Origin of the sequence: Corynebacterium gottingense, assembly GCF_007559235.1 — a bacterium.
Lineage (GTDB): Bacteria > Actinomycetota > Actinomycetes > Mycobacteriales > Mycobacteriaceae > Corynebacterium > Corynebacterium gottingense.
The window spans coordinates 1-22,169 of the sequence record NZ_VMHH01000016.1 but is presented as its reverse complement, the minus strand read 5'-3'; the positions used below and the strand labels follow the sequence as shown (position 1 = coordinate 22,169).

Annotated in this window: 20 protein-coding genes, 1 other RNA gene and 3 pseudogenes; 7 read left to right on the top strand and 17 right to left on the bottom strand. The window is 63.1% G+C overall.

Features of this window, described 5'->3' with window-relative positions:
- Positions 1 to 310: 310 nt before the first annotated feature.
- The 8 genes from ssrA to FPH17_RS11480 all read right to left on the bottom strand — a co-directional run bounded on the left by ssrA (position 311) and on the right by FPH17_RS11480 (position 7,759).
- Positions 311 to 694, bottom strand: a transfer-messenger RNA (tmRNA) gene (gene ssrA, locus FPH17_RS11515).
- 70 nt (positions 695 to 764) lie between these two features.
- Positions 765 to 1,421, bottom strand: a complete 657-nt coding sequence (locus tag FPH17_RS11510) for an SDR family oxidoreductase (protein WP_154880705.1) — start codon at positions 1,419 to 1,421, stop codon at positions 765 to 767.
- Between the two features lie 24 nt (positions 1,422 to 1,445).
- Positions 1,446 to 1,943, bottom strand: a complete 498-nt coding sequence (smpB, locus tag FPH17_RS11505) for an SsrA-binding protein SmpB (protein ID WP_095278951.1) — start codon at positions 1,941 to 1,943, stop codon at positions 1,446 to 1,448.
- 16 nt (positions 1,944 to 1,959) lie between these two features.
- Positions 1,960 to 2,862, bottom strand: a complete 903-nt coding sequence (gene ftsX / locus FPH17_RS11500) for a permease-like cell division protein FtsX (RefSeq protein WP_154880703.1) — start codon at positions 2,860 to 2,862, stop codon at positions 1,960 to 1,962.
- A 2-nt stretch (positions 2,863 to 2,864) separates the two neighbouring features.
- The gene (ftsE, locus tag FPH17_RS11495; protein ID WP_095278949.1) at positions 2,865 to 3,557 is read right to left on the bottom strand and encodes a cell division ATP-binding protein FtsE; all 693 of its coding nucleotides are present in this window, start codon (positions 3,555 to 3,557) and stop codon (positions 2,865 to 2,867) included.
- A gap of 128 nt (positions 3,558 to 3,685) precedes the next feature.
- Entirely contained in the window at positions 3,686 to 5,059 is a 1,374-nt protein-coding gene (locus tag FPH17_RS11490) for an NAD-dependent succinate-semialdehyde dehydrogenase (protein WP_154880701.1), read from the bottom strand.
- A gap of 56 nt (positions 5,060 to 5,115) precedes the next feature.
- Entirely contained in the window at positions 5,116 to 6,342 is a 1,227-nt protein-coding gene (locus FPH17_RS11485; protein ID WP_154880699.1) for an oxygenase MpaB family protein, read from the bottom strand.
- A gap of 37 nt (positions 6,343 to 6,379) precedes the next feature.
- A complete protein-coding gene (locus FPH17_RS11480; RefSeq protein ID WP_238397059.1) occupies positions 6,380 to 7,759 on the bottom strand; it encodes an oxygenase MpaB family protein in 1,380 nt (459 codons plus the stop codon).
- A gap of 249 nt (positions 7,760 to 8,008) precedes the next feature.
- On the opposite strand from FPH17_RS11480, the gene FPH17_RS11475 reads away from it, so the two are divergent.
- Entirely contained in the window at positions 8,009 to 9,142 is a 1,134-nt protein-coding gene (locus tag FPH17_RS11475) for a PDR/VanB family oxidoreductase (RefSeq protein WP_167496831.1), read from the top strand.
- Positions 9,143 to 9,398: 256 nt separating this feature from the next.
- Here FPH17_RS11475 and FPH17_RS11470 read toward each other — a convergent pair whose 3' ends face one another.
- From FPH17_RS11470 to FPH17_RS11455, 4 genes are read right to left on the bottom strand one after another with little or no spacing between them, the layout of a single operon-like run.
- Positions 9,399 to 10,319: a DMT family transporter gene (locus tag FPH17_RS11470; RefSeq protein WP_154880695.1), complete on the bottom strand. Its 921-nt coding sequence runs from the start codon at positions 10,317 to 10,319 to the stop codon at positions 9,399 to 9,401.
- Between the two features lie 31 nt (positions 10,320 to 10,350).
- Positions 10,351 to 11,727 (bottom strand): acetyl-CoA carboxylase biotin carboxylase subunit, encoded by a 1,377-nt coding sequence (accC, locus tag FPH17_RS11465; RefSeq protein WP_154880693.1) that lies wholly within the window; start codon positions 11,725 to 11,727, stop codon positions 10,351 to 10,353.
- A gap of 36 nt (positions 11,728 to 11,763) precedes the next feature.
- Positions 11,764 to 12,294, bottom strand: coding sequence for an acetyl-CoA carboxylase biotin carboxyl carrier protein (gene accB / locus FPH17_RS11460; protein ID WP_154880691.1), 531 nt, complete (start codon positions 12,292 to 12,294; stop codon positions 11,764 to 11,766).
- A 2-nt stretch (positions 12,295 to 12,296) separates the two neighbouring features.
- Complete coding sequence (locus tag FPH17_RS11455; RefSeq protein WP_095536360.1) at positions 12,297 to 13,859, bottom strand: hydroxymethylglutaryl-CoA lyase-like TIM-barrel protein; 1,563 nt, start codon at positions 13,857 to 13,859, stop codon at positions 12,297 to 12,299.
- 412 nt (positions 13,860 to 14,271) lie between these two features.
- Between FPH17_RS11455 and FPH17_RS11450 the strand changes: the two genes are divergently transcribed.
- Positions 14,272 to 15,588, top strand: a complete 1,317-nt coding sequence (locus FPH17_RS11450; protein WP_154880707.1) for an MFS transporter — start codon at positions 14,272 to 14,274, stop codon at positions 15,586 to 15,588.
- Between the two features lie 3 nt (positions 15,589 to 15,591).
- Here the strand turns inward: FPH17_RS11450 and prfB are convergent, their stop codons facing one another.
- The gene (gene prfB, locus FPH17_RS11445; RefSeq protein WP_095278941.1) at positions 15,592 to 16,695 is read right to left on the bottom strand and encodes a peptide chain release factor 2; all 1,104 of its coding nucleotides are present in this window, start codon (positions 16,693 to 16,695) and stop codon (positions 15,592 to 15,594) included.
- 80 nt (positions 16,696 to 16,775) lie between these two features.
- Here prfB and FPH17_RS11440 point away from each other — a divergent pair, with 80 nt between their 5' ends.
- From FPH17_RS11440 to FPH17_RS11415, 5 genes and pseudogenes are all read left to right on the top strand, one after another.
- Entirely contained in the window at positions 16,776 to 17,582 is an 807-nt protein-coding gene (locus FPH17_RS11440; protein WP_238397058.1) for an inositol monophosphatase family protein, read from the top strand.
- Positions 17,575 to 18,357: a histidinol-phosphatase gene (hisN, locus tag FPH17_RS11435; RefSeq protein ID WP_154880687.1), complete on the top strand. Its 783-nt coding sequence runs from the start codon at positions 17,575 to 17,577 to the stop codon at positions 18,355 to 18,357. Before FPH17_RS11440 ends, hisN begins: the two co-directional genes overlap by 8 nt.
- 204 nt (positions 18,358 to 18,561) lie before the next feature.
- Positions 18,562 to 18,615 (top strand): chloramphenicol resistance leader peptide, encoded by a 54-nt coding sequence (locus FPH17_RS12275; protein WP_011113070.1) that lies wholly within the window; start codon positions 18,562 to 18,564, stop codon positions 18,613 to 18,615.
- Between the two features lie 21 nt (positions 18,616 to 18,636).
- Positions 18,637 to 19,812: a chloramphenicol efflux MFS transporter Cmx gene (gene cmx, locus FPH17_RS11420; protein WP_005297378.1), complete on the top strand. Its 1,176-nt coding sequence runs from the start codon at positions 18,637 to 18,639 to the stop codon at positions 19,810 to 19,812.
- Positions 19,812 to 19,910: pseudogene (locus FPH17_RS11415) on the top strand (IS481 family transposase); the annotation flags it as partial. The gene cmx and the pseudogene FPH17_RS11415, both read left to right, overlap by 1 nt.
- Before the next feature lie 105 nt (positions 19,911 to 20,015).
- Here FPH17_RS11415 and FPH17_RS11410 read toward each other — a convergent pair.
- The 4 genes and pseudogenes from FPH17_RS11410 to FPH17_RS11395 all read right to left on the bottom strand — a co-directional run.
- Complete coding sequence (locus FPH17_RS11410) at positions 20,016 to 20,852, bottom strand: aminoglycoside O-phosphotransferase APH(6)-Id (RefSeq protein ID WP_000480968.1); 837 nt, start codon at positions 20,850 to 20,852, stop codon at positions 20,016 to 20,018.
- Entirely contained in the window at positions 20,852 to 21,655 is an 804-nt protein-coding gene (gene aph(3'')-Ib / locus FPH17_RS11405) for an aminoglycoside O-phosphotransferase APH(3'')-Ib (RefSeq protein ID WP_001082319.1), read from the bottom strand. Before aph(3'')-Ib ends, FPH17_RS11410 begins: the two co-directional genes overlap by 1 nt.
- Positions 21,656 to 21,720: 65 nt before the next feature.
- A pseudogene (locus FPH17_RS11400) lies at positions 21,721 to 22,041 on the bottom strand (recombinase family protein); the annotation flags it as partial.
- Between the two features lie 53 nt (positions 22,042 to 22,094).
- Positions 22,095 to 22,169, bottom strand: a pseudogene (locus FPH17_RS11395) (IS6 family transposase); the annotation flags it as partial.

The following is a 22,169-nucleotide window of genomic DNA, read 5'->3' as shown; positions in this document are numbered from 1 at the left end:
GTAAAACCTCAACCAAACTCAAGCAACCAAGCCCGCAACACTGTGAAATTATTTCGTTCCCTCCGAGCGACTCACTCGCTCTCGGCAACGAGGAAATACTTAACCACGAACAACACAAACACGCAAACCCCCAGCACACACACGGTTTTTCGCAACCCAATGCTTGCGTTAACGCGAAACTTCTAGCGGTTGATTCTTCAGCGGTGATCCCTCACGTGGCGCGCGCAGGAATATCTCGAATTGAAAACTTTAGGTGAACTGGCAAAAAGAAACGCCCGCTGGCCATTGCTGACCAGCGGGCGTTCGCACTCGGTGGAGCCGCCGGGAATTGAACCCGGGTCCTTCATCACCGCGCCAGGGCTTCTCCGTGCGCAGTCCGCGCGCTACCTCTGCTCGGCCCTCCGGATCAGGCGGACATGTCCGGATGATGAGCCCAGTAAGTGTGAAGTGTCCCTCCCAGAGGCCCACTCACAAGCCCGGGAGGCAAGTCCCCTAAGTCGATGCCAGGTACCGGGTCGGGGACGTCCCCGGCCTGACAGACTCGCGGTCGCTAGCTCTTAGGCAGCGAGGGCGAAGTCACGCTGAGAGTTCTTCTCTGCGTTTATTGGTTGCTGCGACGCTTACGGTGGTCTCCAGCCTGCACCGGCACGCTTCCCCTGGCTAAGTCGATGAAGTCGAAACCTGAATCGACCCCTTGTCAACTACGGGAACCGTAGGAGAAGTAACTCTACCTCTCCACCTCTTCAACTGCAAGCACCCGGTGCCTATTCCAGGCCGGTCGGCGTGATCCGGAGGAAGTCCACCACCGCATCGGGGCCGGCGGCGACTGCGAGGCGCGCGGCCTTGGCCACCGAGGTCGCCGCCATCTTCGGGGCATCACCGTGTTGCGGAGCTGCGATCATGTCCGTGTTCGTTCGCCCGGGGTGCAATGAGGTGACGCGGATGGTGCCGGCTTCTTCCAGTCGCAGCGCGTCGGTGAAGCCGCGGAGCGCGAACTTTGACGCGCAGTACGCGGAGTTTTCGGGAACACCGAAGAAGCCGGCGCCTGAGTTGATGGTGAGGAGGAGTCCACGTGAGCGTCGTAAAGCGGGCAGCAACTCCCTGGTGAGGGTGATGGGCGCGTGGACATTGACCTCCATCGACTCCCGCCACTGCGCCTCGGTGAGCTCGGCGAAAGGGGCCTTGTGCAGCACGCCGGCCGCGTGGACGAGCACGTCGACCTGCTCGATGGCGCGGGCGGCGCGAATGAGCGCCTCAGTATCGGTGAGGTCCACCTCGAAGGGCTCCGCGCTCGGGAGCGCGCGGACAACCTCGGAGGCATCGCGCGACGCGCCCACGATGATGTGGTGGTCCTTGCCCAGCTCATCGGCGATCGCGCGACCAATGCCACGCGATGCACCGGTAATCAATGCAGTCTTCATGCGCCCCACCGTAGCGCGCGCACCCTAGGCCTTGATGCCCTTAAACTTGCGGCCCAGGTCGCGGGCGATCTCGCGGTCCTCGGTGCGACGCTTGATGGAACGCCGCTTATCGTAGTCCTGCTTGCCCTGCCCCAGGCCGAGCTCCAGCTTCGCGCGGCCGTCCTTGAGGTACAGGGACAGCGGGATGAGGGTGCGGTTGCCGTCGCGAATCTTGCCCTCCAGCGAGTCGATCTCGCGGCGGTGCAGCAGCAGCTTGCGGGTGCGGCGCGGCGGGTGGTTGGTCCAGTGGCCGCGCGAGTACTCGGGGATGTGCATATTGCGCAGCCAGACCTCGCCGTTATCAATGGTGGCGAAGGCCTCGACCAGCGAGACCTTGCCCTCGCGCAACGCCTTGATTTCCGTGCCGTAGAGCACGATGCCGGTCTCCCAGGTGTCCAAGATGGTGTAGTCGTGCCGAGCTTTCCGGTTGGTCGCGAGGACACCGGTGTTGCTCAGCTTCTTCTTTTTACTCTTCTTGGCCATAAGAGCAATAAGTGTACTACTTGCGCACGTAAGAACGAAGCGCCACCTGCGCCGCAACAGCGCCGACAACCATGGCGCCGAGTCCCACGAGCGGCATGACGGTCCACACGGCGGAGTCCGGCACGCGCGCGATCAGCGACGACGAGTACAGGTCGCCCAGCATCGGATCGACGATGGAGCGCTTTGCCACCCACGTGAGAATCGTTGCCAGCACCGCGCCCACGAACACGGAAATCAGCGCCTCCAGCACGAACGGCGCCTGCGTGAACCAGCGGGACGCGCCGACCATGCGCATGATGCCGATCTGGTCGCGGCGATTGAACGCGGCGAGCTGCACCATATTCACAATGAGGAAGATCGCCGCCAGCGCCTGCGCCGCGGCAACGGTGAAGGTCACGTTACGGAACGTATCCATCGTGCCGGCCGCCTCGCGCACCGTGTCCGCCTGGTCCGTCACGACGGTCACCTGCGGCATCGACGAGATCTTCTCAATCGGTGAGGTATCCGCCGGATCCGCCAGGCGCACGTGCAGCGCCGCCGGCAGCGCGTCCGGGGTCGTCTCGCGCACCAGGTCCGGCTCGGACTCCTCAAACAGCTCCCTGAACCGCTCGTACGATTGCTCGCGCGAGCGGAACGTCACTTGCTCTACCCCGCTGTCCCCCTGCAGCGCGTCGCGCACCTCCTTGCAGGCGTCGGACGAGCAGTCCTTGTCGTTCGCGGAGATGTCCTCGTCCAGCTCCACCATGACCTCGACGCGGTCCAGGTACAGGTCCTTCGTCTCGCTCGTCGCCTGCGAAATCAAGATGCCCGCCCCGACGAGCACCAGCGACAAGGCGGTCGTGATGATCAGGGCAATGGTCATGGTGACGTTGCGCCCCAGCCCGCGAAATCCCTCGCGGAAAATGAAATTCCAGTTCACAGCTATCCCCTCACGTTTCCGTACACGCCGTGCTCGTCGTCGCGCACGAGTCGGCCCAAATCGAGTTCCATCACGCGCTTGCGCATGTCGTTCACCGCACGGGCGTTGTGCGTGGACATCACCACGGTGGTCCCCATCCGGTTGATGCGCGAGAGCAGCGCCAGGATCCCATCTGCGGTCGCAGGGTCGAGGTTGCCCGTGGGCTCGTCGGCAAGCATGAGTGCAGGCTTATCGACGAAAGCGCGCGCAATCGCCACACGCTGCTGCTCACCGCCCGACAGCTCGTGCGGCATGCGGTTCGCCTTGGCGTCCAAACCGACCAGCTCGAGCGCCTCCGGCACCAGCTTCTTGATGCGCTCCTTCGATTTGCCAATCACCTCCAGCGCGAACGCGACGTTGTCGTACACGCTGAGCTTGGGCAGCAGGCGGAAGTCCTGGAAGACGTAGCCGATGGACTGGCGCAGCTTGTTCACCTCTTTGCCGCGCAGCTCGTTGACGTGGAAGTCGTTGAAATAGATGTCTCCGGAAGAGACGTTCTCCTCCCGGATCATCAGTTGCAGGAAGGTGGATTTACCGGAGCCGGACGGGCCAATGAGGAAGACGAAGTCCCCGTCTCCGATCGTGAATGACACGTCGTCCAGCGCAGGCCGGGTCGACGTGGGGTAAACCTTGGTGACGTTGGAGAATTTGATCACCGGACCGACTTTACCTGTTACTGGTGTGACAGGTGAAGCCCCAGACCGCGCTTGCACTGCGCAATCTGGGGCTTCACCCTCGCCCCGCGCGCCGCCTGCGAGCGACAACGCGCGAGTCTGTGAACTTGTTAGTCGTTCACGTAGAGGTACTGCTTGTTCACGAACTCATCGAGCGCGAACACGGACAGCTCGCGGCCGAATCCGGAGCGCTTCACGCCACCGAACGGCAGCACGGCGGAGAAGTACTGGCCGAGGTTGACGTGGATCATGCCGGTGTCGATCTGGTCCGCGACCTTGATCGCACGGTCGGTATCTTCGGAGAATACTGCGCCGCCCAAGCCCTGGCGGGAGTTGTTGGCCAGCGCCACCGCTTCGTCCTCGGAGGAGACCTTGTAGATCTCAGCGACCGGGCCGAAGAACTCCTCGTAGTACTCGTCAGAGCCGACCGGGAGGTCGGTGAGCACTGCCGGGGAGTAGTACGCGGTGGTGTCGTCCAGCTCGCCGCCGGTGCGCAGCGTCGCACCCGCCTTGACGGCGCGCTTGACCTGGTCGTCCAGCAGTTCCGCGGCGTTGCGGGAGGACATCGGGTAGTACTCGTTCTCGCCCGGGTTGGACGGGTCGCCCTTCTTGTAGGACTCTGCAATCTTCACCATCTCATCGACGAACTCGTCGTAGATGTCCTCCATGACGATGATGCGCTTGTTGGAGGTGCACACCTGGCCCGCGTTCTGCACGCGCTTCGCCCACGCATCCTGCGCAGCAGTCTTGATGTCCGCGGAGTCAAGGATGACGTACGGGTCGGTACCGCCGAGCTCCAGGACAACCTTCTTCAGGTTCTTGCCCGCGGTCTCCGCGACCTTCGCGCCGGCACGCTCGGAGCCGGTCAGGGAGACGCCCTGAACGCGCGGGTCCGCGATGATGGTCTCAATCTGGTCGTGGGAGGCGTACACGTTGGTAAACACGCCGTCCGGCAGGCCCGCCTCCTTGAGGATCGCCTCAAACGCCGCGGCGGACTTCGGGGTGATCTCTGCGTGCTTGAGCAGGATGCAGTTACCGTTCATCAGGTTCGGGCCGGCGAAGCGAGCCACCTGGTAGACCGGGAAGTTCCACGGCATGATGCCAAGCAGGATGCCCAGCGGGAGGCGGCGGACAACTGCCTTGCCGCCCGGGACGTCGACCTTCTGGTCAGCGCAGTGCTCGGCCGCGTGGTCGGCGTAGAACTGCAGGATGTCGCCGGAGAAGTCGGCCTCCCACTCGCCTTCCGGCACCGACTTGCCCATCTCCTCAGCCATAATCTTGGCCAGCTCGTTCTTCCGCTCCTTGAGCAGCTGCGCAGCCTTGCCAACGATCGCCGCACGCTCCTCGTACGACGTGTGACGCCAGGACTGGAACGCCTCGTCGGACTTGGCCAGGATCTCCTGCACCTGCTCTTCCGTGGGGTGATCGAACGTCTCGACGACCTCGTTGGTCATCGGGTTCTGTACGCGGTACGGGTTAGACATCGTGTCCTATTTTCCTCTCGTAGATTACTTTCTCGTGCTGTTTGTGAACTATACCACTACGCGCCGGGTCTGTAAGACCCGTCGCTCATCTTCACGCCTTCGTCCTGGGACATGTAGGAGGTGTCCTGCGTGAGGGCGTCGAGAAGCGCCTGGTGGTTCTGCGCAACTTCCTTCTCCAGCGCTTCGGGGTTCGCGCGCAGCAGGTCGAATCGTTGCTGCACCAGCGGCAGGTCGAGCTCGACGAACGGGCGGGAAACGGGCTGCGGGACGTTGAACTGGTCCGCAATCTCATCGCCGTGCATGAGCCGTGTCGCGGTGTACATCCAGTCATCGATGGACTCGTCCGGGAATGGCAGCATGGCCTTGACGTTGGTGCGGAAGCCGCTAAAGAGCGCGTCGATGAGGGCGCGGGACGCATCGTTCGGCTCGCCGTCGACGGCGTGGATCGCGTCGATCGTCTCCTGGGAGGCGTCAATGTCCGTCTCATTGTCCAGCAGGTCGGTCGGAATGCCGAGCATGATGCCCACGACTTTCCACAGGTAGAACAGGTCCCGCTCCTCCTCCACCGTCAGCCTGTAACCCAGGTTCCGCAGGTACGTGAACGCGATGTAGGTGAAGTCGAACCAGGTGCGGAGCATGTCGAACTCGCTGATCGGGCGGCCCCACTCCGCGTAGTCCAGCCCCAGCTGGCCCTGCACCCGGCGGACGTGGGCGTGCATTGCGCGCACCATGCCGGTGTGGACGAAGCTGACGTTGCCCGGCTTCAGCCCGTCCTTCAGGTAGACGGAGTAGATCCAGTTGGTGGTGTACGCCAGACGGTGCACGGCGCCCTCGGTGAGCTCGCCAGTGTTCACCAGGACGTTTGCAATCGACGGGGCGATGTAGGTGTGGATCAGCGCGCCCGGCCCGAGCGACAGGTTCTGCGCGAGCACCGGGATCGCCAGCGCCGCCTGCTGTCCGCGCTCGAGGCGCTCCCAGTCGACGCCGTCGAGGGCCGCGTTCATGTCGTCGATAAGCGCCTTGACCTCGGGCAGCGTGGCATCGGTAGCCTCGCCGCGCGCGAGTGCCTCGCGCAGGTTAGGCATGATCTCCTTACTCTTGTGGCCGCTGGTAAACAGCGCATCCGCAATGGGATCGGTCGCCCAAAACGCCTGTTCAAAGCGCTGCGCGCGGGCTTCGCCGAACTTTGCGACGAATGCGTCGCGGTCACCGCGCGCCGACGGCCACTCGGAGCGGTCGTAGTGGTCCTGCGCGAGCGGGTTCTCAGTAAAAGTCTGGGTCATGGTGGGTCTCCTTGTGGTTGGGTCTGGCCGCGCGGGGTTAGCGCAGGCCTTCCTTGGATGTGTCGTGCAGCTTGTACTCGGCCTTGACGTCCGGTGCCTTCTCGGCCACGTAGTCCTCAATCTGCTGGAAAACGTCAGACCACGGCGGCTTGCCCTCTCCGGCCTTCTTGGCCTTCTTGGCCTGCGCACCCGGCAGCTTGTCCAGCAGGCGGTAGATGACCGCCTCGGACTTCGCCTTGAGCAGGAATGCGATCTTCCAGTGCAGGTACGGGGTCCCTTCAAAGCGCGACCCCTTGACCATGAACTTCGTGTCCTCGTCGCCGATAATCAGCGACAGCGCGCCGAGCACCTGCCCCGGCATCTTCGGATCAAGGTCTTCCAGAATGCCCATGAGCGCGGTGGCTACGCGCACGTGATAATCGGAGGAGTAGCCGCCGTTGGCGTAGATGAAGTCGGTCATCTTGCGCATCTCGTCGCCCGTCTTCGGGATCAGGCGCTCCTCGGCGCCCATGAGGTACAAGACCCACGCCCAGTACATGGCGACGTCGTCCCACTCTTCGCCCGTGTGTGGGCGTCCGAAAAACTCGTCCACGCCGATCGGCATGAGGGCGAACCAGCCTTCGCCGGAGACGAGGAACGATGAGCCGATCGGGCGACCGAACTCGTTGTAGTGCTCAGGACCCCACAGCTTTTCCAGGCCTCGGTTTGCCTGCGCGTGCAGCAGGCGCACGCGCACCGCTGCCTTGAGGCCGTCGCTGTAGCGGTCGAACACCCCCTTCTTGCCCAGGTCAACGAAGAACTTCACCGTCTCGATGATGCGAGTGAAGGACTCGATCTCAAACATCGCTGTCTCACCCGTCGCCGCGGAAGTGCGGTCCTCCATCGTGGTGGCCCAGTAGGCGAATCCGATGGAGAGCAGCTCTGCCGACGGCGTCACGTTGTAGTAGGCGATGCGGCCACGTTCCGCGGCCTCGAGGTCGATCCACTCCGGGATGTTGTCTACCTCGGCGAAGAACTCCACGAGCTCCGGCGACGGGTCGGCCACCGTGTCGATTCCGCTGTTGAGCGCCTGCTCGAAATCCGCGCGGGACTTCTCGGCGCCATCGCGCTTAAACGCCTCCGCCAGCTTCGAGCCGGTCTCGTCGGTCTGCCACATGTGGTCATCCAGCAGCTTGGTCTGGAAGCTGTCGTAGCCCTCCCAGGTGTCGGCCACCGTGTGCCACCGGTCAAAGAGGTTGTGGCGCAGCTTCGACCAGCCGGGGCGCTTCACGCGACGCTTCGGCGCCGGTCGCAGCGGCATCCCGTCGCGGTAGAAGTAGCGGAAGTCCTCGTAAGGATTGTCCGACATGGGGAGAATCTCCGGGCGCACCGGATTTTGATACTGATGCTCCTCGCGGACATCTGTGCTGGCAGTCATCGTCATCCCGTTTCTCTACACTTTTGCACCGCCCCTAGTGGGCGGCTGGGTTGGTTCGCTTGCCGCAAATGGAGTGATAGCAACCGCCTTTCACCCGAGCCTGTTATCTATCCGATAGTCATACACTGGTGTATTGCCGGTCACTTTTTGCGTGGTTTTATACTATCCATTACAGAACGGGGCCGGCAACCATTTTGGCGCCCTTTTTTGGATTACACATTTTCTATTCGCTTTTCGACGGAGTCCACCATGGGAAACGACACTGGCATCGGCAGATTTGCAGCGTTTTTTGGAGGAAAAAAGAAGAAAGCAGACCCAAACGCGGCCGACCGAGAAGCCGCACTGGAATCCCGACGCGCCACGAAGACGGAACGACGCGGTAGCGGAGACATCATCGAACTCACCGTCACCGGTGTCGAGCGGGCACACGGCATCGCGCTCATCACGTTTGAAACGCAGGACGGCGCCCCACTTCCCGGCTACGAGCCGGGCTGCCACGCCGACTTCCTCCTCCGCACCCCCGATGGCGAGGAACTTGTGCGCCAATTCTCCCTCTTCCCCACCCACTACCTGGGCGACCAGGAGGGGGCCTACGGCATTGAGGTCAAGCGCGAAGCCGGTTCCAAGGGCGGCTCTGCGGCAATCCACCGCATCGAGGTCGGCGACACCCTCCGCATCCGCCCGCCCCGCAACAATTTCCCCCTGGCCAAAGACGCGAAGCGGTCAGTACTCGTCGGTGCCGGGGTGGGCATCGCCCCAATCTTCTCGCTGGCGCGAGAGCTCCAAATGCAAGATGCCGACTACTCGGTGCTGTATTTCGCTTCAAGCGAGGAACGCGCGCTGATGCGCCACCTCATTGACACCTATCTGCACGGCCGGACCAAGAGCATCTTCGCTTCGGGCGAACGCGACAAACAGGCCGGCTACATCAGGGAAGCGCTCGCGGCTTCAGCGGTCCCGGCGAAGGACACACACTTGTATGTCTGTGGGCCACACGGCTTCATGGACGGTGTTATCGAAACTGCGTTGGCCTCACTCCCCCGGGACAACATCCACTTCGAGACCTACCGCCCCACCAAAGAAGCGCTCGCCGGGAACCATGACGCCGACGGCGCTTTCGACGTCATTTTCAACGGCGAGACGTACCACATCCCCGAGGGTGAATCCGTCCTCGACGTCTTCGAGGACGAGGACGTGCCCATCCTGTCCCAGTGCGCGGAGGGCACGTGCGGCACCTGCGTAATGCGCGTTATCGACGGCACCCCCGACCACCGCGACAGCATCTTCACCGAAGAGCGCCACGAGAAGGGCGCATTCACCACCTGCGTGTCACGATCTCTCTCCCCCACGCTTACGCTCGAGCGCTGGCGACAGACCCCATAAGCAAACCTGAGAAAACTGCGCATTGCGCAGTTTTCTCAGGTTCTAGGCGGCGAGCCGTTCTTCAGCTACAGGTACTGCTGCAAGGCCGGGCCTGCAGCAGAAGCAACGACGCTGAGCACGGCGACGATCACACCGATAATGATGCCCGCCTGCTTCGACCCGTCCATGAGCTCCGATTTGTAGTCCTTCCTACCCTTGCAGGCACTGCATGTGAGCTTGACGGACGGGATGCCGCCGGTGCGTTCGGGGGGAATCTTTAGAGCAGTCGAACCATCGCTACGCCGACGAGCACGATGGCCAGGCCGGTGAGCCGGAACGGCGTCGGACGCCCCTTGGCGCCTCCCCCGATACCGAGCGACTCGAGCACCTGACCACAGATGATCATACCAACCAGCGAGCCGATGACGGTAGTACCGGCGCCCAAGAGAGGCGACAAACTCGCGCCGCCAAAGACAAAGAGGGCACCGAGCACTCCCCCGAGCCACATCCACCACGGCCCCGGGGCGACGCCTGAAGCTACGGCGCGACGAGGAGCTGGAATCAGGAGGACCATGGCGAAAAGCAGGATGAGGCCGACGGCAAGCGAGATCTGCCCGGCCTGGATCGGGCTGTGCAGCGCCTTGCCCAGGTAGCCGTTGACTGCGGTTTGGGTCGCAGAGCCCATGCCCATCAGAACGCCGAACCCGCGCAGCAACCAGGCGCGGAGCCCCCGGGCGGTGCCGCGCAGCGGGACTCCGCGCCCGATCTCCAGGACCATCGCGATGCCGATAAGCACGAGCAGCGCGCCCAGGAGCCTGAGTGGTCCGACGGGGGTTTGGGGGTAGCGGAAGAGCCCGGTGGCGTCGATAAGCAGCCCCATGAGCACTTGCCCCAGGATGGGAAGGATGGTGGTTTGGACGGCGCCGAGCTCTGGAAAGAGCACGATGTTGCCGGCGATGAACATCACGCCCATAAAGCCGCCGAGCCACACCCACCACGGCTCGGACGCGGCGAGCGCCAGGTCCGGGACCAGGGTGCGTGTGGCGAAAAGCGCGATGACGCAGGACGCGGCAACTGCAAGGATGAACGAGAGGAATGTTGCGCCGATCGGCGATCCCACGCTTTGCCGAAGCCGGGTATTAATCGCGGTTTGCACGGGGACGATCGCCCCGACCATCATGGCCACGACGACCAACATTCTGTGCCCTCCTTACAGGTGCTGCGGGGTGTTACTCCTCAGTGGGGATCTCGTTGACCGACTCGAGGACCTTCGCCACGTAGCCGGTGTTGATGTCACCGCTGCGGAACTGCTCGCTGTTGAGCAGGTAGGCCTGGAACGGGCCGGTGGTGACAACGCCGTCGACGGTCAGCTCGTCGAGGGCGCGCAGAGTGCGCTCGATCGCTGCGTCGCGGTCCTCCGCCCAGCAGATGAGCTTGCCCACCATCGAGTCGTAGAACGGCGGGATGGTGTACCCAGACTCGATGTGCGTGTCCATGCGCACCCCGAACCCGCCCGGCGCGCGGTAGTTCTCGATCTTGCCCGGGCGCGGCGCGAAGTTCTCGTTCGGATCCTCCGCGTTGATGCGGCACTCGATGGCGTGGCCGCGGATCTGCACATCGTCCTGGGTCAGGCGCAGCTTCTGCCCGGAGGCGATGCGCAGCTGCTCCTGGATGAGGTCGACGCCGGTGATCATCTCGGTGACCGGGTGCTCCACCTGGATGCGGGTGTTCATCTCGATGAAGTAGTACTTGCGCTCGATGTTGTCGAACACGAACTCCACCGTTCCGGCGTTCTTGTAGCCGACCTCCTTGCAGAGGTTGATCGCCGCTTCCTGGAGGCCGGCGCGGAGCTCATCGTCGATCGCAGGCGACGGGGCCTCCTCGATGAGCTTCTGGTTGCGACGCTGCGAGGTGCAGTCGCGCTCACCGAGCGCAATCGCGTTCTCGCCGTCCGCAAGCACCTGAATCTCGATGTGGCGAATGTCCGTGAGGAAGCGCTCGATGTAGACCGACGAGTCGTTGAACGCGGACTGGGCCTCGTTCATGATCTCGTTGAGGTCCTTCTCCAGCGTGTCCTCGGACTCCACCACGCGCATACCTCGGCCACCGCCGCCGGCCGCCGCCTTGATCAGCAGCGGGAAACCGGTCTGCTTGGCCACCTCGAGCGCTTCTTCGAACTCGGTCACGACGCCGTCGGAGCCGGGCACCGTCGGCACGCCCGCGCTCTGCGCGATACGCTTCGCCTCAATCTTGTCGCCCATCCGGCGGATATGCTCGGACGACGGGCCGACAAAGCCGATCTCCTCGTCCTCGACCATCTTGACAAAGTCGGCCTTCTCGGAGAGAAAGCCGTAGCCGGGGTGGATCGCGTCGACTTTGTACGCCATTGCGGCGGAGACGACGAGCTCCGGGCTGTTGTAGCTCTTGGCGGCGTTCGCCGGGCCGATGCACACGGCTTTGTCGGCTTCCTTCACCGGAAGCGAATCGCGGTCGCCTTCGGAATACGCCAAGACACTCTTGATACCGAGCTCCTTGCAGGCACGGATGATGCGAAGTGCGATCTCACCGCGGTTGGCAATGAGTACGCTCCCCAACAACTCAGACATTGGGACTCCTCACCTTTCTAGGGGTTGTGGGTGTGCTTACTTGGGCTCGATGATCATGATGGTCTGGCCGTGCTCGACAGCCTCCTCGTTTTCCACAAGGATCTGCTTGACGGTGCCGGCGACCTTCGCCTCAATGTTGTTCATCAGCTTCATCACCTCGACGATGCACAGCACCTGGCCGACCTCAACCTCGTCGCCAACCTTCACAAACGGGTCAGCGCCCGGCTTCGGAGCCGCGTAGTAGGTGCCCACCATCGGCGCGGTGATCTCGACGCCGTCGGCCGGGGCCTCGGACGCAGCCGGTGCCGGAGCGGGTTCCGGAGCCTTCGGTGCGGGCGCTTCCTCCACGGCCGGTGCAGCCGGTGCCGGAGCGGGTGCAGCCGGTGCAGCCTCGGGCGCTGCCGGTGCCGGCGCCGGGGCAGCCTTGAGGTGGCTCAGCCCGCCGGGGGTCTTGGAAAGGGCGAGCTCGATGTCGCCGTACTTGATGCTCAGCTCTTCGATGTCGCCGGACTGGTTGACCCAATCCAGGAGGGACTTCAGCTCGTTGAAGTTGGTGGTCTCAGACATGGTTACTTGTCTCCTTTTTTGGTGAGGTTGATTTCGAGGTCATCGGTCTTGAGGTGGAACTCGCCTGAATTAGTGGTGTCGTAGATCTTCTGGACCAGCTTGGTCAGCTCGCCGCCAGGCACGCCTTCGCCCTGGCCGGCGCGCCCCTCGGCGACGAAGCGCTTCATCTCGTCCACGTTGTTGCCGGGGATGTTCGCGCGCAGCAGGATCGTGTCGATGTCGTCGTCCGGGTACTGCTCCTTGAGCGCGGGAAGTGCCGGCTCCAGCTTCGGACGGCCTTCCTTGATCTCGGCCGAGCCGTTCGCCTTAATCTTCTCCAGCGCATCCGGGTCGATCGGCGCGAGCGGCTCGCCGTAGTGGCCGAGTGCGTACTTCTTGATCTCGTTAGGCACCACGGAGTACCGCTCCCCGGAGATCACGTTCATCACGGCCTGGGTACCCACGAACTGCGCAAACGGAGTAATCATGATCGGGAACGCGAGCTCCTCGCGCACGCGCGCGGTCTCGTAGAGCAGGTCCTCGAAGCGGTCGGACAGCCCGGCGGTCTCCAGCTGGGACTCAAAATTGGTGAGCATGCCGCCCGGCAGCTGGTGCATGTAGTGGACGCCGTCGAAGGCACGGGGCTTGCCAACGGGCTTGCCCTCCCGGTCAGCGATCTCCTGGATCTTCTTGCTCACGTTGTCCACGCGTTCGTCGTCAATGTTGATTGTGTAGCCGAGCGCGCGCAGATCGCGGGCGAGCGCCTGGGTCGCGGGCTGGCCCTGACCGTTGGCCAGCGGCGCGGTCGAGGTGTGGATGGAGTCCACTCCGAGCTCAGCGGCGTAGATGTAGGTCAGCGGGGACAACCCGGTAAGCGAGTGAGTGTGGACCTCAAGCGGTAGGTCGTTCCCAATCGCGCCGCGGATCGCCGGGATCAGCGTCTTCATCCGGTCCGGGGTGAGCAGGCCACCGGCATCCTTGAGCATGATGCGGTCGACGTCGGTGCGCTCCACCAGCTCCTGGGCCTTGTCAATGTAGAGCTGGTCGGTGTGCACGGGGCTGAGGCAGTAGGACAGACACCCGTAAGTCTCCGCGCCAAGCTCCTTGGCCAGGATCAGCGTGTCGGCGATGTTGTCGATGTCATTGAGGCCGTCGAACGCGCCGATCACGCGGAAACCGTTGGCGTACAGGCGCTCGACCCACGCGTGAATCACGTCGTCGGGCAAGAAGTCGAACGACGCGAGGTTGCGGGACCGCACCATGGCGCGGAACTTGGTACCCGGTGCCGCGTTCTCGTGGACCAGGCGAACACGCTCCCAGGGGTCCTCCCTGAGGTAGCGCACGGGCACGTCGAACTGGATCGGCGCGACGAGGTCCACGTGCTCGAAGCCCGCGTTGGTGATGTCGTCGAGCATCTCCAGCATGTGCTCGGTGCGCATGCGCGTCGCCCAGATGGACTGGTGGGCGTCGCGAAGCGTGGTGTCGATGATCTTGATCTCGCGCTCGCTGTTCGCAGGACGACCACCCGCGGCGAGAATCTCGGCGAGACTTTCTGTGCTGAGTTCCTCTGGTTTGAGAGCAACCATATTTTCCTCCTTAAAAACACCAGAATCGGGACTGCCTTTGAACTTTGGCCCGCTCAAGACGTGTGTTTCCGGTGCGCTCATTGTAAGCACTTCAAAGTGTGATGTGCGACGAGTTTTTTCGATCTCCACATATATCCCACTATTTTCCGTAGTGACGCCCTAAGTCACTTCCCCCGAAAGTGGTGCGTAGTATGCACGCGGGTTCGCTATGCGCACATTTGCGCGCCAATGGTTCCGCCCCGACCATGCCCTCTACCTGGATAAACGCTTGTATTGTGACTCGGAGTACAAATTCTTTTTGATGAGACATGGGTTTCCCGCCCCTAATGAGTGACCTGGATTATAGTTTCTGCTCACACCCATCCACCCCACAGACCAGGGAGGCCTCGTGTCAACCACCCAGACCCAGCCCGTGGCACCGGAGCACCATCCGGACCACGAATACCCCGCAGACCGAAAGTCGCTCGGCGCCAGCCTCATCGGCCAAGTCCTCGAGTGGTTCGAGTGGAGCTCCTACGCCGTCTTCGCCCCGTTCATCGCGGCGGCGATGTTCCACAAAGCGGACCAGACCTCCGCCCTGCTGGCCACCTTCGGCGTCTTTGCCGTCGGCTTCCTCGTCCGCCCGCTCGGCGGCATCGTCTTCGGGCACATCGCGGACCAGAAGGGCCGAAAGGCGGTCCTCATGATCACCATCATCATGATGGCGGTCGCATCTGTGCTCATCGGCTTCCTCCCGTCCTACGACACCATCGGTATCTGGGCCTCGATCGGCCTGCTCCTCATTCGCGTCGCCCAGGGCTTCGCCCACGGAGGCGAGTCTGCGGCCGCCAACAGCTACATCCCCGAGATCGCCCCGCCGTCCAAGCGCGGCAAGTGGGGGTCGCTGGTCTACGTCTCCATCTTCGGCGGCTCCGTGATCGCTTACGTCATCGGCGGCTGCATCTCACTCGTTCTCAGTGACGAGCAGATCGGCGCCTGGGGCTGGCGCATCCCCTTCTGGATCAGCGCCCTGGCTGCCGTCTTCGCCCTGTACATGCGCCGCCACATGAAGGAGTCCGACCACTTCACCGAGCTCGACGAGGCAGTGGCCAACGCCGACGACGACCGTCGCGCTCACGAGGCAGTGGAACAGCGCGTCAACCACCGCCCCGTCGTGGTCAACGTCCTCCTGGTCATCGGCATGGTCTCCGGCGTGACCGCCGCCCACTACACCTGGACCTCGTACGTCTCCACCTACGCCATCTCACAGCAGGGCATGTCCACGCAGGGCGCCTACTGGGTCACCGTGGTGGCGCAGGCGATCGGCCTGATCGCCCTGCCGATGTGGGGCGCGCTGTCCGACAAAATCGGCCGCAAGCCCGTCATGTACACCTTCGCCATCCTGCTGGCCCTCCTGCAGCTGCCGCTCATGGGCCTTATCGACGCCCGCCCGTGGACCCTCCTCGTCGCGTCCACCCTCGCGATCATCGCCGTGGCCGCCGGCGGCGCGCTACTCGCCCCCGTCATGTCGGAGGTCTTCCCCACCGACCAGCGCACGCGCAGCATCGGTCTCGCCTACTCCATCTCGGTAGCAGTGTTCGGTGGCACCGCGCCCTACATCTTCCAGTGGTTCGTGGCCCACGACCTGTCGTGGGCGTCCGGCACCTACGTGATCGCGATGTGCATCCTGACGCTGATCAGCATGTACATCTTGCCGGAGACGAAGGGCATCGACCTCCGCCACGCGTAGGAGCTACTCCTCGCCCTGCTCCTGTGCCTTGCGCCACCGGATGCCGGCCTCGAGGAAGCCATCGAGGTCCCCATCCAGCACCTTCTGCGGGTCTCCGACCTCGTAGTTGGTGCGCAGGTCTTTCACCATCTGGTACGGGTGCAACACGTAGGAGCGCATCTGGTTGCCCCACGACGCGTTGCCGCCCGCGCCCAGCGCATCCAGCTCCGCCTTCTCTTCCTGCCGCTTCTTTTCCAGCAGCTTGGACTGCAAGACGTTGAGCGCCGAGGCCTTGTTCTGAATCTGGGACTTCTCGTTCTGACAGGTCACCACGATCCCGGTGGGGATGTGGGTGATGCGCACCGCCGAGTCGGTGGTGTTCACGCTCTGCCCGCCGGGGCCGGAGGAACGGTACACGTCGACCCTGATGTCCGAGTCCGGGATGTCAATGTGGTCGGTCCGCTCCACCACCGGCAGGACCTCGACTTCCGCAAACGAGGTCTGGCGGCGCCCCTGATTGTCGAAGGGGCTGATGCGCACGAGACGGTGCGCACCCTGCTCTACGGAGAGCTGGCCGTACATGTAATCGCCGTGGACGGCAAAGGTGGCCGACTTGATGCCCGCCTCCTCCGCGTAAGAGATGTCGTAGACGTCCACCTTGTGGTCGTTCTTCTCGGCCCAGCGGACGTACATGCGCATGAGCATCTCCGCCCAGTCCGCAGCGTCCACGCCGCCCGCGCCCGAGCGGATGTTCACCACGGCCTCGCGCGCGTCGTACTCGCCCGAGAGCATGGTCTGCACCTCGAGCGATTCCACTCGCGCCTCCACGTCCTCCAGCTCCTCCGCGGCCATGGAGGGGTCCCCCTCTTCTTCCGCGAGTTCGACCATGACCGGGAGGTCGTCGATACGCGTGCGCAGCGACGTCACCTTGCGCAGCCGCGCCTGCACGTTGGAGAGCTCCGAGGTGACCTGCTGCGCGTGCGATGGGTCGTCCCACAGCGATGGGTCGGCGGCCTGCTGCTCGAGCTCGCGGATGCGCACCCCCATCTCCTCGAGGTCCATCACCTTTTCAATGGTGGTGAGCTTCGAGTCGAGGTCGGCGATGCGCGTCTGAGTCTCCGGTTGCATAAGAGCGCAGTCTAGTCGAGGAGCAATGCGGCAGCCCCGGTCCCCCGCGCCAAACCGCGATGCCGTGGATAATGGGCCGCATGACATCCACCGCACAGTTCATTGAGGCCCACCGCAATTCCGACGACGCTGCGCTCGCCGCCGCCCTGGTCAAGCACGCAGGCCAGCTCGCGCTGCGCATGCGCGAAGAGGGGCTGACCACCGACTACAAGACGTCCGTGTCCGACGTGGTCACTGAGGCCGACCGCGCCGCGGAGGCGTTCGTGGCGGAAGCGCTCGCCGCGCTGCGTGCCAACGACGGCGTGGTTGGAGAAGAAGGCGCGGCCCGCGACTCCGCAACCGGCCGCACCTGGGTCATCGACCCGGTCGATGGCACCTACAACTTCTCGCAGGGCTCCGACTACTTCTGCTCTGCCATCGCGCTCACGGACGCAGCGGACACGGAACGGGTGAACCTCGGCGCCGTGCACCGCCCCGCCACGGACTCGACGTGGCTGGCCAACCAGGGCGTGCTGACGGTGAACGGGGAGCGTGCGGAGGGGTTGGCGGGGGCGTCGATAAGCGAGAAAGCCCTGGCCACCTACCTGCACCCCACGTACATGCGCGAGGACGCCGTGCGCGACGTGTGGCTGCGCGCGGTGCGCGACGCGGCGACGATCCGGATGTGGGGCGCCAGCTCGATTGACCTGGCCACCGTGGCCGCGGGGCAGATCGGCGGGTGGCTGCAGCACTCCGTGGCGGATTGGGATTGGCTGCCAGGCAAGGCGCTGGTGGAGGCGGCGGGCGGCGTGGCCCGCAAGGTGGATGCGGGCGGAGTGACATGGTGTGTGGCGGGAAATGCCCAGATTGTGCAGGACATCACTACTAGACTTGTCGGGCATGAGTAATTTCGCCGACGACCTCGCCCTCGCCCTCGAACTGGCCGACGCGGCCGACGCGCTCACGCTCGCGCGCTTCGAAGCCTCTGACCTGCGGGTGGAGTCCAAACCGGACATGACGCCCGTCTCCGACGCGGACCTCGCCGTGGAGGAGGCGCTCCGAGCGGAGCTTGCGGAGTCGCGGCCGGCGGACGCGGTGCTTGGCGAGGAGTTCGGCGGCGAGGTGGCGCTCGAGGGCCGCCAGTGGGTCATCGACCCGATCGACGGGACGAAGAACTTTGTCCGCGGCGTGCCCGTGTGGGCGACCCTCATTGCGCTGCTTGTGGACGGCGAACCGGTCGTCGGCGTCGTTTCCGCCCCCGCCCTGACCCGCCGCTGGTACGCATCGGCCGGCGGCGGCGCGTGGCGCACGTTCAACGGCGGCGAGCTCACGCGACTCGAGGTCTCCGGGGTGCGCTCGCTTGCCGACGCCTCCCTCGCCATGTCCTCCCTCGCCGGTTGGCGCGAACGCAGCCTGCTGGAGAAGTTCATCGGCCTGACGGAGCGGACCTGGCGCCTGCGCGGCTACGGCGACTTTCTCAACTACTGCTTCGTCGCGGAGGGCGCGGTGGACATCGCCGCCGAACCGGAGGTCTCCCTCTGGGACCTCGCCGCCCTGTCGGTGCTGGTCACGGAGGCCGGCGGGCAGTTTACTTCTCTGTCCGGCGAGGACGGCCCGCACGGCGGCGACGCGCTGGCCAGCAACGGCGCGCTTCACGACGCGGCACTCTCGGCGCTGCGCTAGGTGTGATGTCCAGGGACGTTGTTCTGGCCCCCGCCCGTAATGACACCGTGCCGATTCAAGAAGTATCTGTCCAGACCGCTTGCCATTGAAGGCATGTTAGAGTTTGGGGCATGTCGAGTCCCGAATCAGACAGGTCAGGGGTTGTCGGTCACACCGCCAGCCCCTTGAACCACTAGTTACGACGCCCACGATCTGTGTGGGCGTATGTCTGGCGTACCCGGGGCGCTGGCCGTGGTGACAAGAAGAACCATTTCTTGATCTCACACCTCGGAGTACTCGATGCCTTTTGCCCTCTACATGCTTGCCCTGGCGGTCTTCGTCATGGGCACTTCAGAATTCATGCTCGCGGGATTGCTCCCCGCGATCGCGACCGAACTTGACGTCTCGGTCGGCACTGCGGGCCTGCTGACCTCCGCATTCGCAGTCGGTATGGTCGTCGGCGCGCCAGTGATGGCGGCATTCGCTCGCCGTTGGCCACCGCGGCTCACATTGATCGTTTGCCTTCTCGTGTTCGCGGGAAGCCACGTCATCGGAGCGATGACACCAGTGTTCTCTCTCCTGCTCATCACCCGGGTGCTCAGCGCTCTCGCAAACGCAGGATTCCTCGCCGTAGCACTGAGCACGGCCACTACCCTCGTGCCAGCGAACCAGAAGGGGCGTGCACTGTCGATCCTGCTCTCCGGCACGACGATCGCAACCGTCGTGGGCGTCCCCGCCGGGGCACTGCTCGGCACAGCGCTGGGCTGGCGAACGACGTTCTGGGCGATCGCCATCCTCTGTATTCCCGCGGCCGTTGGAGTCATTCGTGGCGTCACGAACAATGTTGGTCGGAGCGAGACTAGCGCGACCTCACCAAGGCTCCGTGTCGAGCTCAGCCAGTTGGCGACGCCGCGGCTCATCCTGGCCATGGCACTCGGAGCGCTGATCAACGGAGGGACCTTTGCGGCATTCACCTTCCTGGCACCCATCGTGACCGAGACCGCGGGCTTGGCCGAAGCGTGGGTGTCCGTCGCGCTGGTGATGTTCGGCATCGGATCGTTCCTTGGCGTCACGATCGCAGGACGACTATCAGATCAACGACCTGGCCTCGTGCTCGCAGTCGGCGGACCGCTATTGCTGACAGGCTGGATCGTGTTGGCAGTGGTCGCATCTCATCCCGTTGCGCTTATCGTCCTCGTCCTCGTTCAGGGATTCCTGTCGTTCGGCGTCGGCAGTACTCTGATCACGCGTGTGCTGTATGCAGCATCGGGTGCGCCAACGATGGGCGGTTCGTACGCAACCGCAGCATTGAATATCGGAGCTGCAGCGGGGCCCGTGCTTGGTGCGCTCGGGCTCGCGACCGGGCTGGGGCTGCTCGCGCCGGTTTGGGTCGCTTCGGTGCTGACAGCGATCGCTCTCGTCATCATGCTTCTCACCAGACGCGCGCTTACGAAGACCGCGGCGGAGGCCAATTGATGACCCATCCGAACGCTCTTCTCACTCCTCGTGCCCGTCTCCGGTTAGCTCGGCTGATTGTCGAAGACGGCTATCCGGCCACGATCGCCGCAAAGATGGGGTCGTTTGCGGGAGAGGGCGAAATCCTACGCTAAGGCTTTGGCCAACGATATTCTCCGGTAAGATTGATGTGTTCCCAGGGGATAGGAGAAGTCGCTTGATATCTAGTATGACGTCTGTCGCACCTGCTTGATCGCGGCCGCGATAGCTAGATCGCGTTGCTCCTCTTCTCCATCCGCGTTCCAAGCTGCGGAAAGGCACCCATAAGCGTACGCCTGGTCGAGCAGGCGACGCGGATCGACGTCCAGCGCACGAGAGAATGCGTCCGCCATCTGTGCAATGCGTCTAGGATCGAGACAAAGGTCGTCTCTGTCAGCCGGATCGTAGAACATATTGGCGGCGCCAAAGCCCACTTCACCGACCAGACCGACGGGATCTATCACCAGCCAGCCGCGACTGGAGAACATGATGTTTTCATGATGCAGATCGCCATGTAGCCCACGCAGTTCCGAGGCATTGCTCATCATTTGATCGGCTATAATCGCCGCGTGGACGTAGTCAGTTTGACAACCTGCGTTTTGATCATCGCGCGCCCGCTGAAACAAAGCTGCAAAGCGATCCCGGATCGGGAGAAGGGCAGAAGGCAGGGGTTCCTCAGATGCGGCATACAGCTTCGCCATTAGTTCCGCTGCAATTTCGGTCGCCTGGTAGTCGCCGTGCTCGGCAACGATGTGAGAGAGCATTCGCTCCCCGGCATATTCGAGCAACATCAGATTGTTCTCACGACCGAGCAACCGGACTGCTCCCCTCCCATTGCGCCATACCAGATAGTCGGCCCCGCGCAGTTCATCAGCAATGTCTTCTATAGGTTTCAATCCCTTGACGATTGCAGGAGTCCCGTCTGGCAATGAAACTTTCCAAACGAGGCTGGAAAAGGTGTCCGCAATGAGAACAGGTTGCGAAACGTGCCAATGAGCAGGAAAAACAGGCGGCATGAACATCAACCCCAAGTCAGAGGGTCCAATCGCAGATAGAAGGCAAGGCGTTCGCGGTCGGGGGCTTCGATCCCCAATACATTGAATAGGACAGCGAAGGCGCGCTCTGCTTCATCTGGCGCTGCCCAGTTCTCTTCGGCGTTAGCAATCATGAGTGCCAAATCGGCATAGCGATCTGCTGTTCCGAGCCGCCCAAGGTCGATCAGACCCGTGCATTGAAGAGTTTTAGGGTCCACCATGAAGTTCGGCATGCAGGGATCACCATGGCAAACAACCATATCGGTGCGCTCTTGGTCGAGCCGCACCGGTAGCTCTCGTTCGACACGAGCCAAAAGATCGAGCTGCGGCGTACTCTTGTCCTCGTCCGGTAAGAAGTCGGGATTGACGGCATTGCGGGACACCACATCAACGGCGCGTCCGAACATTCGCGACAGCCTGCGCTCAAACGGACATTGATCAACCGATAGGCTGTGAACAGCGCCAAGTTGCTGCCCCATTGACGGCCACGCTTTGAGCAAATCCGCTCCAGACAGATCAGCCGCCGGTACTCCCGGAATTGCCGTTATCACCAAGCATGCACCCTCCTGTTCCTCCTGCCAGTTGATCACCTCGGGGCAAGCCACACCTCGACCTTTGAGCCAAATGAGGCGGTCACGCTCTCCAGCGAGCTCACCGCGGCGGGAAGCAGGTGCGATTTTCGCGAAGGCATGCCCGTCACCACGTCGAAAAACAAAATCACCAGATTCTCCGCCTCTGACAGGCAACCAGTCAGAATGCGATTCACCAAAAAAAATATTAGTTCGATTCAATGGAGGTTCCTTCAGTTTTCTGATGAAGCGCGGAGGTGGCTCAACCTGCGAAAAGAAACGAGTTGCTACGTAAGTCCGAGAACATGCTTTCCATGGTCTCTGAGCTCGCCTTTGGGACCGACATATCGGTAGAGAGTGACGCGCTCGATGCCGAGTTCCTTGCAGAGATCGGAAACTGAAGTATCGCGCTGGGCCATGGCGGCTTGCGCGAGACGCACCTGAGCTTTGGTGAGCGCGAATTTTCGTCCGCCCTTGCGACCGCGCGCTCTCGCGGAGGCGAGACCCGCCATGGTGCGCTCTCGGATCAGATCCCGCTCGAACTCGGCCAAGGTGGCGAAGATTCCGAACACCATGCGACCGGACGCAGTCGTGGTGTCGATCTGAGCGGGCACTGTTGCAAAGTTAGCGATGAGGCAGCCTTTTGTCTTATTCAAAGGCCTTACATTTCAAAAACTCTGCTTACCAGGCGCATTTCGCCCAGGGGATCACCATAATAAAATGCTGAGGCCTGGCC